General features: G+C 66.4%; 14 protein-coding genes. 6 read left to right on the forward strand and 8 right to left on the reverse strand.

The window, feature by feature from the left end; translation table 11 throughout:
• Positions 1–48 precede the first annotated feature (48 nt).
• Complete coding sequence (locus tag AC5P8Z_RS00825; protein WP_004153307.1) at positions 49–258, reverse strand: cold-shock protein; 210 nt, start codon at positions 256–258, stop codon at positions 49–51.
• Positions 259–560: 302 nt separating this feature from the next.
• Here AC5P8Z_RS00825 and AC5P8Z_RS00830 point away from each other — a divergent pair, with 302 nt between their 5' ends.
• A complete protein-coding gene (locus AC5P8Z_RS00830) occupies positions 561–1,049 on the forward strand; it encodes a YaiI/YqxD family protein (RefSeq protein WP_059034065.1) in 489 nt (162 codons plus the stop codon).
• A 6-nt stretch (positions 1,050–1,055) separates the two neighbouring features.
• Here AC5P8Z_RS00830 and AC5P8Z_RS00835 read toward each other — a convergent pair whose 3' ends face one another.
• Positions 1,056–1,934 (reverse strand): pseudouridine synthase, encoded by an 879-nt coding sequence (locus AC5P8Z_RS00835; RefSeq protein ID WP_495227808.1) that lies wholly within the window; start codon positions 1,932–1,934, stop codon positions 1,056–1,058.
• A gap of 123 nt (positions 1,935–2,057) precedes the next feature.
• On the opposite strand from AC5P8Z_RS00835, the gene AC5P8Z_RS00840 reads away from it, so the two are divergent.
• From AC5P8Z_RS00840 to AC5P8Z_RS00850, 3 genes are all read left to right on the forward strand, one after another.
• Positions 2,058–2,606 carry a YaeQ family protein gene (locus AC5P8Z_RS00840; RefSeq protein WP_495227809.1) on the forward strand — a complete coding sequence of 183 codons (549 nt, stop codon included), beginning with the start codon at positions 2,058–2,060 and terminating at the stop codon, positions 2,604–2,606.
• Complete coding sequence (locus tag AC5P8Z_RS00845; protein ID WP_495227810.1) at positions 2,603–3,787, forward strand: BaiN/RdsA family NAD(P)/FAD-dependent oxidoreductase; 1,185 nt, start codon at positions 2,603–2,605, stop codon at positions 3,785–3,787. The genes AC5P8Z_RS00840 and AC5P8Z_RS00845 overlap by 4 nt, the downstream gene beginning before the upstream one ends.
• Before the next feature lie 91 nt (positions 3,788–3,878).
• Positions 3,879–5,948, forward strand: coding sequence for an EAL domain-containing response regulator (locus AC5P8Z_RS00850; protein ID WP_295567807.1), 2,070 nt, complete (start codon positions 3,879–3,881; stop codon positions 5,946–5,948).
• 114 nt (positions 5,949–6,062) lie between these two features.
• Here the strand turns inward: AC5P8Z_RS00850 and fabV are convergent, their stop codons facing one another.
• The 6 genes from fabV to queA form a co-directional block, all read right to left on the reverse strand.
• Positions 6,063–7,322 carry an enoyl-ACP reductase FabV gene (gene fabV / locus AC5P8Z_RS00855; RefSeq protein ID WP_495227811.1) on the reverse strand — a complete coding sequence of 420 codons (1,260 nt, stop codon included), beginning with the start codon at positions 7,320–7,322 and terminating at the stop codon, positions 6,063–6,065.
• Positions 7,323–8,064: 742 nt separating this feature from the next.
• On the reverse strand, positions 8,065–9,045 hold the full coding sequence (secF, locus tag AC5P8Z_RS00860; protein ID WP_286071697.1) for a protein translocase subunit SecF: 981 nt from the start codon (positions 9,043–9,045) through the stop codon (positions 8,065–8,067).
• A 16-nt stretch (positions 9,046–9,061) separates the two neighbouring features.
• Complete coding sequence (gene secD / locus AC5P8Z_RS00865; RefSeq protein ID WP_495227813.1) at positions 9,062–10,918, reverse strand: protein translocase subunit SecD; 1,857 nt, start codon at positions 10,916–10,918, stop codon at positions 9,062–9,064.
• Positions 10,919–10,979: 61 nt separating this feature from the next.
• Entirely contained in the window at positions 10,980–11,324 is a 345-nt protein-coding gene (gene yajC / locus AC5P8Z_RS00870; protein ID WP_006434333.1) for a preprotein translocase subunit YajC, read from the reverse strand.
• 133 nt (positions 11,325–11,457) lie between these two features.
• Complete coding sequence (tgt, locus tag AC5P8Z_RS00875) at positions 11,458–12,588, reverse strand: tRNA guanosine(34) transglycosylase Tgt (RefSeq protein WP_197620309.1); 1,131 nt, start codon at positions 12,586–12,588, stop codon at positions 11,458–11,460.
• Positions 12,589–12,685: 97 nt separating this feature from the next.
• Positions 12,686–13,753, reverse strand: coding sequence for a tRNA preQ1(34) S-adenosylmethionine ribosyltransferase-isomerase QueA (gene queA / locus AC5P8Z_RS00880; RefSeq protein ID WP_495227814.1), 1,068 nt, complete (start codon positions 13,751–13,753; stop codon positions 12,686–12,688).
• 210 nt (positions 13,754–13,963) lie between these two features.
• Here queA and AC5P8Z_RS00885 point away from each other — a divergent pair, with 210 nt between their 5' ends.
• Together AC5P8Z_RS00885 and AC5P8Z_RS00890 are read left to right on the forward strand one after the other, a co-directional pair.
• Positions 13,964–15,460, forward strand: coding sequence for an aminotransferase class III-fold pyridoxal phosphate-dependent enzyme (locus AC5P8Z_RS00885; RefSeq protein ID WP_495227815.1), 1,497 nt, complete (start codon positions 13,964–13,966; stop codon positions 15,458–15,460).
• A gap of 264 nt (positions 15,461–15,724) precedes the next feature.
• Positions 15,725–16,318: an LOG family protein gene (locus AC5P8Z_RS00890; protein ID WP_286071692.1), complete on the forward strand. Its 594-nt coding sequence runs from the start codon at positions 15,725–15,727 to the stop codon at positions 16,316–16,318.
• Positions 16,319–16,323: the final 5 nt, after the last annotated feature.

The following is a 16,323-nucleotide window of genomic DNA, read 5'->3' on the forward strand; positions in this document are numbered from 1 at the left end:
GGGAGCTTTCGCTTCCGGCGTTCTGGCTACCAAACGGTAGCAGACGGATTAGACCGCCTGCACCTGGTCAGCCTGCATACCCTTCTGGCCCTGGACGGCGATGAAGGTAACCTTCTGGCCTTCCTGCAGGGTCTTGAAGCCGGTGCCCTGGATGGCACGGAAGTGCACGAACAGGTCCGGGCCGCTTTCCGGGGTGATGAAGCCGAAGCCCTTGGCGTCGTTGAACCACTTGACGGTGCCGGTCTGACGATCAGACATTTGACTAACTCCTGAAACACATGTTGAAAAAAATCGCAGCCACCGGGTATCGGGGCCGAGACTGAGTTGCAGGCGTTGGTAAAGCGGATCGATGAGCGGATCGTGAGATCAACTGCACCAGGCCACGATTCACGGTGACCCTAGCAAACACAGTGGGTCGAACGATACGCGTGTTTTCTGCAAAAAGCGATAGCCCAGACGTTCATGGGCAAACCCCGCCCGCTAGGCGTGGCAAGGCTTGGCAACCGGTCAAGCCTAACCCCGAGTCCCCATTCAGGTTTTTCCTACCCTACACTGGGTAAATGACTGAAGCTGAAACCCAAGCTGAACCCGCCCTCCCCCGCATCTGGGTGGACGCGGACGCCTGCCCCACCGTCATTCGCGACATCCTGTTCCGGGCCGCTGAACGGGTCGGGATCGAGCTGACCCTGGTCGCCAACCAGTGGATCCGCACCCCGCCCTCGCGCTGGCTGCGCTCGATCCAGGTGCCGCAGGGCCTGGACGTGGCCGACAGTGCCATCGTCGAACGGGTGGCCGCCGGTGACCTGGTGGTCACCCAGGACATCCCGCTGGCCGCACTGGTGCTGGAGAAGAAGGCCGTAGCGCTGAACCCGCGCGGCCAGCTGTACACCCCGAACAACATGGCCGAGCGGCTGTCGATGCGCAATTTCATGGAGGAACTGCGCGGCGCCGGGGTGCAGACCGGCGGCCCGCCGCCGCTGGGCCCGCGCGACCGGCAGCTGTTCGCCGCCGAGCTGGACCGCTGGCTGGCGCGGCGACCGGCCCGCTGAACGGGCCTAGTCGCCCTGACCGGGCAGCACCAGGCGGTGCTGGCTGCGGAAGCGCCGTCGCTGCCCGCTCAACGGATCATTAAAGGCCAAGCCCTGCGCCAGCAGCTGCAGGGGCGGCTCGTCCGCCCCCTCCGGGCGCACTCTGAGCTGCGGATACAGGTCGTCGCCCACGATGGGCGCACCCAGCATCGCCATGTGCACCCGCAGCTGGTGCTTGCGGCCGGTTTCCGGCAGCAGCCGGTAGCGCCAGATCGCCCCCTCGGCTTCGACCAGTTCGACCCGGCTGCGCGCATTGGGCTCGCCCGGCACTTCAGCCATGCGGAAGAACGGCTCGTCTGGCGCCAGCCGGCTGTGCCGCAGCAGCGGGAACGCCAGCCCAGGCAGCGCCGGTGCCAGCGCCTCGTAGGTCTTTTCAATGCGGCGCTCGCGGAACAAGCGCTGATAGGCATCGCGTGTCGCCGGCTGGGTCGAAAACAACACCAGCCCCGCCGTGAGCCGGTCCAGGCGGTGCAGTGGTACCAGATCCGTGTTGCCGGTGCGGGCGACCAGGCGCGCCAGCAGGGTTTCGCGCACGTAGCTGCCGGCTGGCGCCACCGGCAGGAAGTGCGGCTTGTCGGCCACCAGCAGGTGCTCATCCAGATGCAGGAGGGTTTCGGCGAAGTGAATCACCGGTTCGTCGGCCACTTCGCGGAAGTACTGGATCTCCAGCCCCACCTGCCAGGGCATGTCCGGCGACAGCGCCCTGCCCTGCACATCCTGCACGCGGCCACGCGCGAACCGGTCCTGCCATTGCGCACGGTCGATGCGCGGGAACCGTGCGCACAGGCCATCAAGCAGGCTGGGCCAGTGGCCGGGTGGCAGCTGCAGGCGGCTGGGCAGGGTCATCGCATCCACTTCTGCGGCGGGAAAGCGTGCAAGCGTGCCACGTTGACGTCCCGCAGACAGCCTGGCAACGGACACCCCGGGAGCAAACCTCTATCATTGTCGTCTTTAGTCCACGGATCCCCCATGGCTCTTACCGCCACCATCCGCAAGGCCGAACTGCAGATCAGCGACATGGATCGCGGCTACTACGCGACCCACAACCTGACCGTGGCCCAGCACCCGTCCGAGACCGACGAACGCCTGATGGTGCGCCTGCTCGCCTTCGCCCTCAATGCCGGTGATCGCCTGGAGTTCGGCCGTGGCCTGAGCACCGACGATGAGCCGGACCTGTGGGAACACGACTACACCGGCGACATCCTGCAGTGGATCGACCTGGGTCATCCCGACGAATCCCGCATCCGCAAGGCCTGCAACCGCAGCCGCCAGGTGCAGGTGATCAACTACGGCGGCAACGCTTCGGAGATCTGGTGGAACAAGCAGAGCAAGGGCCTGGCGCGCTTCGACAACCTGTCGGTGGTCGACCTCGATGGTGCCTTCGTAGAACTGTGGGGCCAGCAGATCCAGCGCGCCATGCGCTGGAGCGTGCTGATCCAGGACGGTGAAGTGCAGCTGCTCAACGATCAGATGCAGCTCGACGTGATCCCTGACTGGCGCAAGCGCGCCAAGGCATGAGCACGATCCGCTGCGACGTGGTGGTCATCGGCGCTGGCGCGGCCGGGCTGATGACCGCGATCACGGCTGGCCAGCGCGGTCGCCAGGTGCAGGTGATCGACCATGCCAACAAGGTCGGCAAGAAGATCCTGATGTCCGGCGGCGGCCGCTGCAATTTCACCAACACCGGCACCACCCCGGCCAACTTCCTGTCGGCCAACCCGCACTTCTGCAAGTCGGCGCTGGCGCGCTACACGCCTTGGCACTTCATCGAGCTGGTCAGCAAGCACGGCATCGCCTATCACGAAAAGGAACTGGGCCAGCTGTTCTGCGACATTTCGTCCAAGCAGATCGTGAAGATGCTGGTGGACGAATGCCAGGCGGCCGGTGCCCAGATCCGCACCGAATGCAGCGTGCAGCGCATCGAGCACGGCAGCGACGGGTTCCGCGTGCACACCACCCATGGCCTGTTCCACTGCGCCTCGCTGGTGGTGGCCACCGGCGGCCTGTCGATTCCGAGCATGGGCGCCACCGGCTTCGGCTACGAGATTGCCCGCCAGTTCGGCCACGAGGTGTTGCCGACCCGCGCAGGACTGGTGCCGCTCACGCTCAGCGGCAAGCACCAGGAGCGGCTGGCCGATCTGAGTGGTGTCGCCCTGCCGATCGAGGCACGCTGCAATGGCAAGCGCTTCCAGAACTCCATGCTGCTGACCCATCGCGGCGTGAGTGGCCCGGCGATCCTGCAGATCTCCTCGTTCTGGCAACCCGGCGATGCACTGGAGCTGGACCTGCTGCCCGGCCAGGATGCCGGCGAGTGGCTGCGCCAGATGAAGCGCGAGCGCCCGGCCGCCGAGCTGCGCACGGTACTGGGTGAGGTGCTGCCCAAGCGACTGGCGCAGCGCCTGTGCGAACACTGGTTGCCCGACCGCCCCGTGCGCCAGCTGGACGAGCCGGTGCTGCGCCAGGCTGCGCAGCTGCTGGGCGCGTTCCCGCTGGTGGCCAGCGGCACCGAGGGCTACCGCACCGCCGAAGTCACCCTGGGCGGCGTGGATACCGCCGAGGTGTCGTCCTCGACGATGGAATCCAAGCGCGTGCCCGGCCTGCATTTCGTCGGCGAGGTGCTGGATGTGACCGGCTGGCTGGGCGGCTACAACTTCCAGTGGGCCTGGGCCAGCGGCCACGCCGCCGGCGGCGTGGTGTGAACCAGATCGCCGTTCGATGCGCGCAAGGGGTGCGCGCATGGACGGTTCGCCGCGCATCGTGTATCTAGTTTCGCAGATTGGGGAGCAGTGCATGCAGAACGCGAACGACATCACCATCCGCCTGCTGATCGTCGATGACAGCGGCGAGAATGCCGAAGCCATCGTCAGCACCCTGCGCAACAGCGGCATCGCGGTGCGCCCGTGGCGCCCGCAGGATGCCGCCGAGCTGGCCCAGGTGCTGTCCAGCCAGGCCATCGACCTGGTGCTGGCTTCGCCCTCGCCGGGTATTCCGCTGCCGCTGGTGGCCCAGCACATTGCCGCCAGCGGCAAGGACATCCCGCTGGTGCTGCTGGCCGAACGCATCGACGAGGACGAGCTGGTACAGGCCAGCAGTCACGGCATCCGCGCCCTCGCCCTGCGCCAGCGCCCCGAGCACCTGCTGGCCGTGGTCCGCGACCAGTGGGTGGACCTGCAGGCACGGCGTGGCCTGCGCCGTATCGAGGCGCAGATGCGCGAGACCGAGCGCCGCTGCGATGCGCTGATCGCCTCTTCGCGGGATCCCATCGCCTACGTGCATGAGGGCATGCACATCCGCGCCAACGACGCCTATCTGGAAATGTTCGGTTACGAGCATTTCGACGACATCGAGGGGATCTCGCTGCTGGACATGGTCGCCGCGCAGCACGTGGAAGGCTTCAAGCAGCTGCTGAAGGGCCTCAGCCGTGGCGAGGCGCCGCCGCCGCAGTACCAGCTCGATGCACGCCACGAAGATGGCAGCGCGTTCCCGGCGACGATGGAATTCACCGCCGCCACCTACGAGGGCGAATCCTGCCTGCAGGTGGTGCTCCGCCGCCGCATGGAGTTCGACCCGGAACTGGCGCGCGAGGTCGAGGACCTGCGCCAGCGCGACCAGGTCACCGGGCTGCTCAACCGACCGACCTTCATGCTGCAGCTGGAAAGCGCAGTGGCCCAGGCCGGGCGCAGCGAGGGCCAGTTCGGCCTGCTGCTGATCGAGCCTGACCACTACGCACGCCTGTTGCCGGATATCGGCCTGGCATCGGCCGACACCCTGATCGGTGCCCTTGCCGCCCTGCTGGCCGAGGTGGGCGGCGAGGATGCACAGCTGGCCCGCTTCGGTGAACACAATTTCGCCGTGCTGCAGGCCGGGCCCTACGCACAGACCGTGGCGCTGGCAGATCGCATCCGCGAAGCCTATGCCGCGCACGTCTTCAGCATCGGCGCGCGCTCGGCCACGGTAACGGTCAGCATCGGTGGCGTGCAGGTGGGCGAGAAGATCGCCAGCATCGGCCAGGTGCTGGCGCGTGCCAGCGAATGTACGCAGGCTGCCGCCGAACTGGGCAATACCTGCCGCATCTTCGACCCGGCCGCCGCCGACCGCGTCGAGGAAGAACGCGTGCTGCGCTGGGTCGCGCGCATCCGTGAAGCGCTGGCCGGCGACGGCTTCCAGCTGCACTACCAGCCGGTGCTGAACCTGCAGGGCGAGCCGCTGGAACTGTACGAGGCCTACCTGCGCCTGGAGCACAACGGCGAGCTGTTGAGCCCCACCGCGTTCCTGGGCATCGCCGAGGAGCACGGCCTGCTGGCCGACATCAACCGCTGGGTGGTTTCGCAGGCCATCGCAGTGCTGGGCCAGCGTGCGCGCCAGGGCCATGCCACCCAGGTGCTGGTGAAGGTGACGCCGGAATCGTTCGACGACCCGCAGATGATCGCCACCCTGCGGCGCGAACTGCAGGCGCAGGGTGTACCCGGCGAACGGCTGTGGCTGCATGCCCCGGAAGCGAAGGTGTTCACTCACCTGCGCAGTGCACAGCAGTTCCTTGCCGAAGTGGCGCCGCTGGGTTGCCGCATCGGCCTGGAGCAGTTTGGTTCGGGGTTGGATTCGTTCCAGCTGCTGGCCCACTTCCAGCCGCAGTTCCTCAAGCTGGACCGCGGTTTCACCAGCGATCTGGCGGCCACCCGCGAAAACATCGACCGCATCAGCCAGATCACCGCACGCGCGCAGGAAGCCGGCATCCGCACCATCGCCGAGTTCGTCAGCGACGCCAATTCGATGACCCTGCTGTTCAGTGCCGGCGTGGACTACGTGCAGGGCGACTTCGTCGGCCCGGCATTGCCGGAGATGGGGTTCGAGTTTGGGTGACGCCTCTCTGTAGAGCCGAGCCACGCTCGGCTGCGGGACTCAAGCGAAGAGCAGCCGAGCATGGCTCGGCTCTACACAAACGAGAAGGCCGGCATTCGCCGGCCTTTTCATTGATCAGGTCATGTCGACCAGATTGTCGATCTTCACGTCCGGGTTGACGTCGGCCTCGTAGTCGACGCCCTCCACACCGAAGCCGAACAGACGCAGGAAATCGGCCTTGTAACCGGCCAGGTCGCTGATCTCGTACAGGTTCTCGTTGGTCACCTGCGGCCACAGCGCGACCACCTTGCCCTGCACGTCCGCCGCCATTTCCTTGTAGTCGGCACGCAGGCGCCCTTCCTCGTCGACCAGCGCGACGGTATGGCCATCACCATCGACCAGATCCTGTCGCAGGCGATCGATCGCCACGCCGTCGGCCTTGCCGCCGTAGAGGATGTCGTACAGCACGTCGAGCTGCTCAATGCAGCCTTCGTGGGTGCCCTTCTCCTTCATTACCTTGAACAGCAGCGACAGGTACAGCGGCATGGTCGGAATGGCCGAGCTGGCCTGGGTGACCACCGCCTTCAGCACCGACACGCGCGCGTCGCCACCGATTTTCGCCAGCTTCTCGCGCAGGCCCAGCACCTTGTTGTCCAGATCCTTCTTGGCGGCGCCGATCGAGCCGTTCCAGTAGATGGCCTGGGTGATCTCTTCGCCCACGTAGGTGAAGGCGGTGGTGGTGCAGCCGTTGGCCAGCACGCCGGCATCGGCCAGCGCGTCGATCCACATCTGCCAGTCTTCGCCGCCCATCACCGCAACGGTACCGGCGATTTCTTCCGGAGTGGCCGGCTGCAGATGGGTTTCGGTCAGCACTTCCTTGTCGGTATCCAGGCCGCGCAGGGTGATCGGCTCACCGATCGGCTTCAGCGTGGAGCTGATGATCTCACCGGTCTTCGGATGCTTGCGCCGCGGCGCAGCCAGGCTGTAGACCACCTGGTCGACCTGGCCAAGATCGGCCTTGATCATCTCGATGGTCCTGGCCTTCACTTCATCGGAGAAGGCATCGCCGTTGATGCTCTTGGCGTACAGGCCGGCTTCGTCGGCGTACTTGTGGAACGCGGCCGAGTTGTACCAACCGGCGGTGCCCGGCTTGGACTCAGTGCCGGGGCGCTCGAAGAAGATGCCCAGAGTCGCGGCACCGCTGCCGAACGCGGCGGTGATGCGCGCCGCCAGGCCGTAACCGGTGGACGCGCCGATGACCAGCACGCGCTTGGGGCCGTTCTGGATCGGCGGGCGCGCGCGGATGTAGTCGATCTGCTGCTTGACCGCGGCTTCGCAGCCGGTCGGGTGGGTGGTGACGCAGATGAAGCCGCGGACGCGCGGTTTGATGACCATGGATACCTCGGGTTGGCAGATGCGGCGCACGGGGCGCTCAGCAGGAATATGGGCGCGCGCCTGCGCGCGCGAACCGCAGGATCGTAGTGCGCGGGGGAAGATTGCACAACCGACGCTGCCGTAGGGTGGTGTTCGTTCTGCAGGGTTGCACCCTGCACCCGCAGAGGCCGGAGCAACGGCCACAGCCAGAGCAACGTCAAAAGCTGGGTTCCTGGCGGTGGGCGGGGTGGGTCCGGTTGAGGGGGACGCTGCAAGTCCCCCTCCGGGGCCCGGCCCAGCCGCTGGCGGCTGTGCGTTCGGGCGCTTGCGAAGCAATGCTTCGCAAGCAAAGCGCCCTCACCCATGTAAGCTCGGTCGCCGCATCCATGCGGCTCACGCCCCCTCAACCGGACCCACCCCGCCTTCGACAGACTTCCGCGATCTGTCAGGACGGCATTCTGCTCTGGTGGGTGTCGACCTTGGTCGACACGGCAGAACTGATCCAAATTTGATCAGCGATATCCGGCAGATGTGTCGACCAAGGTCGACACCTACCAACAGCCGCAGGAAATGATCTGGGGCAGAGCCCCCTGAGTCAGGGGGCGGCCGCGAAGCGGCGGGGGTCTGGGAGCTGGTAAGTGGGGCCCTCGGTTCGCGCAGCGAAGCGTGGGAGCGACAGCTCGCATGCGATGACGCGTACCAGCCCTGCCAACAAAAAACCCCGCTTGCGCGGGGTTCTCTGTGTGCTGCATGCAGCAGGCAATTACGGGCGACGGGCCAGGGCCTCGACGTCCTTCGCCTTCGGCAGCAGATCCTGCTTGCTCACGCGCAGGAAGCCGATCGTCAGCATCGGCACCGCCACCAGGATCGAGGACAGCACCACGATCACCGCACCGATCATGTGCGTCTCGGCCAGGCCTTCCATCGAGCTGCCGCCGTACAGGTACAGGGCCAGCGCGGACAGGAAGAACATCACCGCGGTGATCACCGTACGCGACAGCGTCTGGTTGATCGAACGGTTCAGCACTTCCATCGAGTCCACGCGCAGGCTGCGGAAGTTCTCGCGGACGCGGTCGAAGACCACGATGATGTCGTTGATCGCAAAGCCCATCACCGACAGCAGGCCGGCCAGCACGGTCAGGTCGAACTCACGGCCCAGCAGGGACACGTAAGCCACCGTCACGATCAGGTCGAACATGGCCACGATGCTGGCGGTGACCGCGAACTTCCATTCGAAGCGCACCGCGATGTAGATCAGGAAGCCGGCCAGCATGAAGATGGTGGCGTACAGGCCATTCATCGCCAGGTCCTTGCCGATCTGCGGGCCCACGAACTCGTTGCGCAGCACGGTGGCCTGGTTGTCGGCCGTGGACAGCGCCTTCACCACGGCTGCAGCGGTGGCCTTGTCTTCGCTGGCGGCAGCACCCGTGCCCGGAGCATGTTCGCCGTGCGGCGCCAGGCGGATCAGCAGGTCGGTGTTGCCACCGACGCTCTGCACCTGGGCACCGTCGAAGCCATTCTGCTCCAGCTTGGTACGGACCTGCTCGACGTCCACCGGCTTGTCGAAGCGCGCTTCGATCAGCGTGCCGCCGGTGAAGTCCAGTGCGTAGTTGAAGCCCTTGATGCCGATGATGGCAATCGAGGCCAGGAACACCACGATGGTGACTGCCATGGCGACATGGCGCCAGCGCATGAAGTCGATCTTGGTGTCGTTCGGGAGGATGTGCAGCGGAAACAGTTTCATTGTGCGTGTCGTCCCGTCAGATGGCCACGTTCTGGAGCTTCTTGCGACGGCCGTAGATCAGCGTCGCCAGCGCACGCGACACGGTGATCGCAGTGAACATGGAGGCGAAAATACCGATGATCATGGTCAGCGCGAAGCCCTTCAGCGGACCGGTACCGAATGCGAACAGCGCCACACCGACGATCAGGCCGGTCAGGTTGGCGTCGAGGATGGTGCCGGAGGCGCGCTCGTAACCAGTCACGATCGCGGTCTTGCCCGGCACGCCGGCACGCAGTTCTTCACGGATACGCTCGTTGATCAGCACGTTGGCGTCCACCGACAGGCCGACCGACAACGCCAGGCCGGCGAAGCCCGGCAGGGTCATGGTCGCGCCGAACAGCGACATCACCGCCACCACGATCAGCAGGTTGAACAGCATCGCCGCCGAGGTGATCACACCGAACATGCGGTAGTACACGCTGAAGAACACCAGGGTGAACAGGAATGCGAACACGACCGCGCGCATACCGTTCTTGACGTTCTCCGCGCCCAGGCTCGGGCCGACCACGCGTTCTTCGACGAAGTCCATCGGCGCGGCCAGCGAGCCGGACTTCAGCAGCTTGGCCAGGTCCTCGGCTTCCTTCTTCTGCAGACCGGTGGTCTGGAAGTTCTTGCCGAACACGCCATTGATGTTGGCCACCGAGATCACTTCCTCGTTGACCTTGAAGCCACGCACTTCCTGGCCGTCGACGACGGTCACGGTCGGCACGCGCTCGGTGTAGACCACCGCCATCGGCTTGTTCACGTTGGCGCTGGTGAAGTCGAACATGCGCTGACCGCCGACGTTGTTCAGCGTCACGCTGACCGCCGGCGAACCGCTGTTCGAATCGGTCACGGCCTGCGCACCGACCATCTGGTCACCGGTGACGATCACGCGCTTGTTCAGCAGGATCGGGCCGCGGCCGTCGCGCTGCTGGTAGACCTTGGCTTCCGGCGGGATGCGGCCGGAGGCGATGGCGTCCTGCGCATTGCCCTCGACCACCGCACGGTATTCCAGCGTGGCAGTAGCACCGATCATGCGCTTGGCTTCGGCGGTGTCCTGCACGCCCGGCAGCTGCACGACCACGCGGTCGGCACCCTGGCGCTGGATGATCGGCTCGGCCACACCCAGCTGGTTCACGCGGTTGCGCAGGGTGTTGATGTTCTGCTCGATGGCGCCGTTGGCGATCTGGGTGATCTCGGTTTCCGGTACGGTGACCGTGATGCGATTGCCGCTGACGTCGTAGCCGAGGGTCGGCTGCGCCTTGGCCAGGGCCGCGCGGGCACGCTGCGCGGCATCATCGCCGGCCGACGGGCTGAGGTTGGCCACGATGCTGTTGTCGGCGCGACGCTCCACCGACTGGTAGGCGATGCGCGCGTCACGCAGGGTGCTGCGCACGTCTTCGGTGTAGGCGTCCAGACGCTTGTCCAGGGCAGCTTTCTGGTCGACCTGCAGCACGAAGTGCACACCACCCTGCAGGTCCAGACCCAGCACCATCGGACGACCGCCGAGGTTGGCCAGCCAGTCCGGCACGGTCGAGGCCAGGTTCAGGGCCACGGTGTAGTTCTCGCCGACGGTGTCACGCAGGGCGTCGCTGGCGGCGGACTGCGCCTTCAGGTCCGGCAGGCGGACGATCAGGCTCTCCCCTTCCTTCTCGGCACCGACGGGGGTGATACCGGCCTTCTTCAGGTCGGCCAGCACACGGTCGCGCAGCGCGTCGTCGACCTGTCCGCCACGGTTGGCGGTGATCTGGACGGCCGGGTCCTTCTGGTAGATGTTGGGCAGCGCGTACAGCGCGCTGAGCGCCAGTACGATCAGGATGACGACGTACTTCCAGCGTGGAAATTCGAGCATTGCTTGGGTCCCGCGCGGCGCCATCCCCGGCGCCGCGGTTGTGCATCGGAAAGGGGGTGGCTTACTGGGCCGACTTCAGGGTACCGGCCGGCAGCACGTTGCCGACAGCGCCCTTCTGCACGCGGATGCGCACGTTGTCAGCCACTTCGATGGTGATGAAGTTGTCGCCGATGTCGGTGACGATGCCGGCGATGCCGCCGTTGGTCAGCACTTCGTCGCCGCGCTTGATCTTCTCCAGCATGGCCTTGTGCTCCTTCTGCCGCTTCATCTGCGGGCGGATCATCAGGAAGTACATGATGGCGATCAGGATGATCGGGAACAGCAGCGTGGTCAGGCCCATGCCCTGCGGTTGGCCGCCGGCGGCCTGGGCGTGGGCGGCGGGAATCAGGAAGGCAAGCAGGTTCATCGTTGGTCCTTTGGTTGGGCGGCGCTCCCGTCCCTTCAGGGGCGGGGGTGTCGACCGCGGATCTGGGTCAGCCTTGAAGTATGCCACGGCCCCGGGCGTTCGTCCTTGGGCCGTTTGGCAGGGGGCGTCCGGGTTACAGGGCCGGCGCGACCGCTCCGCGTGCCGCGTAGAAAGACTCACGGAAGGCCAGGAAGGTTCCCGCCTCGATCGCCGCGCGGATGTCGGCCATGAGCTTTTCGTAATAGAACAGGTTGTGCAGCGTGCCCAGCATCGGCGCCAGCATCTCGTTGCAGCGGTCCAGGTGGCGCAGGTAGGAGCGGGTGTAGCCGCCGGTGCAGGCCACGCAGCCGCAGCCCGGCTCGATCGGGTCCATGTCCCGCGCGTACTGGGAGTTGCGGATGCGGACGGTACCGAACGAGGTGAAATAGTGGCCGTTGCGGGCGTTGCGGGTGGGCATCACGCAGTCGAACATGTCCACGCCACGTGCGACACCCTCCACCAGGTCCTCCGGCCGTCCCACGCCCATCAGGTAGCGCGGGCGGTCACCCGGCAGCTCCGGGTCCAGGTGGTCCAGCATGGCGTTGCGCTCGTGCTCCGGCTCGCCCACGGCCAGGCCGCCGATGGCATAGCCGTCGAAGCCGATCGCCTGCAGGGCCTCGGCCGAGCGGCTGCGCAGGTCGGTGTGAACGCCGCCCTGGACGATGCCGAACAGGGCCGCATCGTTGCCCAGCTCGTCATGCGCGTTGCGGCTGCGCTGGGCCCAGCGCAGGCTCAGCTCCATCGAGCGACGGGCGACGTCCTCGGTGGCCGGGTACGGGGTGCACTCGTCGAAGATCATCACCACGTCCGAATCGAGCACCTTCTGGATCTTCATGCTCTCTTCCGGACCCAGGAACACACGGGCGCCATCGGTGGGCGAGGCGAAGGTCACGCCCTGCTCGGTGATCTTGCGGCGGTGGGCCAGCGAGAACACCTGGAAGCCGCCGGAGTCCGTCAGGATCGGGCCATCCCAGCGGCAGAAGCCGTGCAGGCCGCCGTGGTCGGCGATGATGTCCAGGCCCGGGCGCAGGTACAGGTGGAAAGTGTTGCCGAGGATGATCTCGGCGCCCAGCGCGCGCACCTGGTCCGGCAGGATGCCCTTGACCGAGCCATAGGTTCCCACCGGCATGAAGGCCGGCGTTTCCACCGTGCCACGCGGGAAAGTCAGGCGGCCACGGCGGGCACGGCCGTCGCGGGTCTTGAGCTGGAACTGCAGTCGGGACATGGAGCGGTCGTTCAGGCAAATAGTTGCCTATTGTCTCCCAAGAAGGCGTGCGCACCAAGGTGCGCACCCACAGGGGGCCCGCCGCTCCCAGGGCCCCCTACCCCGCCTGCGGGAACAGCAGCATGGCGTCGCCGTAGCTGAAGAAGCGGTAGCGCTGCTCGATCGCGTGCTGGTACGCCTCGAACACCCTTTCCTTGCCGGCGAACGCGGAGATCATCATCAGCAGCGTGCTTTCCGGCAGGTGGAAGTTGGTCACCATCGCGTCGACGCTGCGGATGCGGTAGCCCGGGGTGATGAAGATCTGGGTCTCGCCGGCAAACGGCAACAGTTCGCCATCGCGCATCGCGCTCTCCAGCGCGCGCACCACGGTGGTGCCGACGCCGATCACCCGGCCGCCGGCCGCGCGCGTGCGCCGCACCTGCTGCACCAGCTCAGCGCCCACGTTCAGCCACTCGCGGTGCATCACGTGGTCCTTCAGGTCATCGGCGCGCACCGGCTGGAAGGTACCGGCGCCGACATGCAGGGTGACGTGGCCGAACTCCACGCCCTTGGCCTTCAGCGCCGCCAGCAGCGGCTCGTCGAAATGCAGGCCAGCGGTCGGTGCCGCCACCGCGCCCACTTCGCGCGCGAACACGGTCTGGTAGCGCTCACGGTCATCTACGCCCGGCTCGCGCTGGATGTAGGGCGGCAGCGGCAGGCGGCCGGCGTGCAGCAGCCACTGTTCCAGCGACTCGGGCACATGGAACTGCAGCACGTAGAACTCGCCGTCGCGGCCCAGCACCTCGGCTTCGCCACCGGCGTCCAGGGCGATGCGGCTGCCTGCCTTGGGCGACTTGCTGGCGCCGACCTGCGCTCGGGCCTGCTGGCCGCCGAGCAGGCGCTCGATCAGGATCTCCACGCGGCCACCGCTGGCCTTCTGCCCGAACAGGCGCGCCGGGATCACCCGGGTGTCGTTGAACACCAGCAGGTCGCCCCGCTGCAGCAGCGACGGCAGGTCGCGCACCTGCAGATCGGTGAAGGCGGCCGGTGCCGGTGGCACCAGCATCAGTCGGCTGGCGGAACGTTCGGCCAGAGGAGCCTGCGCGATCAGTTCAGCCGGCAGGTCGTAATGGAAATCGGACTTCTTCAAGGCGGTGGGCGGCAACAGGTCGACAATGGCGCACATTGTACGTCCAGCGTCTGCGAGCCGGTGCGCTTCGCGGCGAACGTCGCGCAAAATGCTGCTATGCAGCAGGTTTCTGCAGGGTTATCGCGCAAAAAAACAAGTGCTAGCATCGAGTTGGAAGTCCGCTGCACGAGCCTGCCCCAAGCGCGCGTGATGACGCGCGTTTTGCTTTTGAAGACCCGTGCGACCCATTGTTTCAGGAGATCTGCAATGAGCTTCATCGAACGCCTCGCCCCCCTGCGCAGCCAGCCCGGCACCCGCCTCACCACCGGCCTGGACGACGCCACCCTGACCGCCCTGTCCGCCCACCACCCGCAGCTGATCGCCGCGGTGGACGCCGCTGCCGAGGAATTCACGCGCGTGCAGGCCGACATGGGGCCGCTGCTGGCGCAGGACGAACAGGCGCAGATCGACGCGATGCAGGACGGCTTCGTCAATTTCTACGCCGATGACGCGGTGACGCCCTACGTGGCGCTGGCCGCGCGCGGCCCGTGGGTGGTCACCCTGAAGGGCGCCGTGCTGTATGACGCCGGCGGCTACGGCATGCTCGGCTTCGGGCATACCCCGGATGCCGTGCTGGAGGCGATGGCCCGCCCGCAGGTGATGGCCAACATCATGACGCCCAGCCTGTCGCAGCAGCGCTTCATTACTGCCCTGCGCGCCGAGATCGGCCACCGCCGTGGCGGCTGCCCGTTCGCCCGTTTCATGTGCCTGAATTCCGGCTCCGAAGCGGTCGGCCTGGCCGCGCGCATCGCCGACGTCAATGCCAAGCTGCAGACCGACCCCGGCGCTCGCCACGCCGGTGCCGCGATCAAGCGCGTGGTGGTCAAGGGCAGCTTCCATGGCCGCACCGACCGCCCGGCCCTGTATTCCGATTCCAGCCGTAAGAGCTACATGCAGCACCTGGCCAGCTACCGTGGCGAGGATTCGGTGATCACCGTGGCGCCTTACGACGAGGCCGGCCTGCGCAAGGTGTTCGAGGATGCCGCACGCAACCAGTGGTTCATCGAGGCAGTGTTCCTGGAGCCGGTGATGGGCGAAGGCGACCCGGGCCGTTCGGTGCCGCCAGCGTTCTATGCCGTTGCCCGCGAGCTGACCCATGCGCACGGCAGCCTGCTGCTGATCGACTCGATCCAGGCCGGCCTGCGCGCGCATGGCGTGCTGTCGATGGTGGACTACCCGGGCTTCGAAGGTCTGGACCCGCCGGACATGGAGACCTACTCCAAGGCACTCAACGCCGCGCAGTACCCGCTGTCGGTGCTGGCGGTGACCGAGCATGCCGCGCAGCTGTACCGCAAGGGCATCTACGGCAACACCATGACCAGCAACCCACGTGCGCTGGACGTTGCCTGTGCCACGCTGGCCCAGCTGACCCCGCAGGTGCGTGCCAACATCGCCGAACGCGGTGCCGAGGCCGTGCGCAAGCTGGAGCAGCTCAAGAGCGAGCTGGGTGGCCTGATCACCAAGGTGCAGGGCACCGGGCTGCTGTTCTCCTGCGAGCTGGCCCCGCAGTTCAAGTGCTACGGTGCCAACTCCACCGAGGAATGGCTGCGCCAGCACGGCATCAACGTGATCCACGGTGGCGAGAACTCGCTGCGCTTCACCCCGCACTTCGGCATGGACAGCCAGGAGCTGGACCTGCTGGTGGGCATGGTCGGCCGCGCCCTGCGCGAAGGCCCGCGCCGCGAGCAGGCGGCGGCGGCGTAAGCCCCCGCTTTTTGTAGAGCCGAAGGCAGCGGCAGGAGCCGCTGCCAACGTCGCTGGCTACGGCCCGGAGGGTGCCGGGCAGGACGACCGGCATAGCCCATGCTCGGCTGGGACATTGCCGCGATCTGAACGAAGAGCAGCCGAGCATGGCTCGGCTCTACAGAAGGCCTCTCAAGGCCTCATACTCTACGCACACCCCGTCCCTGACCGCCTTTTGGTCGGTGACGGGGCGTTTTCGTTTCCGGCCAAGAAACAGGAATATCCATGAAATCGATCTGTGTGTACTGCGGCTCCAACGCTGGCAGCAAGCCGGCCTATACCGAACGCGCCATTGCGCTGGGCGACCGTATCGCCCGCGACGGCCTGCGCCTGGTGTACGGCGGTGGCAACGTCGGCCTGATGGGCACCGTGGCCAATGCCGTACTCGCCGCCGGTGGCGAGGTGACCGGCGTGATCCCGCGCCAGTTGGCCGATTGGGAAGTGGCCCACCGCGGCCTGACCGAACTGGAAATCGTCGGCTCGATGCATGAGCGCAAGTCGCGCATGTTCGACCTGGCCGATGGTTTCGTCGCCCTGCCCGGCGGCTTCGGCACCATGGAAGAGATCTTCGAGATGCTGACCTGGCGCCAGCTGGGAATCGGCAACAAGCCCTGCGCCTTCCTCGATGTGGATGGCTTCTACGCCCCGCTGATCGGCATGATCGACCGCATGGTGGAAGAACGCTTCCTGCACCCGGACCAGCGCCAGGACCTGTGGTACGGCTCGGACATCGAAGAAATGCTGGTGTGGATGAAGAACTACCAGCCGGCCCAGGCATCAAAGTGGATCGACGAAAAGCGCCGCGCCGCCCTGCGTTGAGGTAA

Source organism: Stenotrophomonas sp. YJH_SMC_17, from assembly GCF_059371655.1.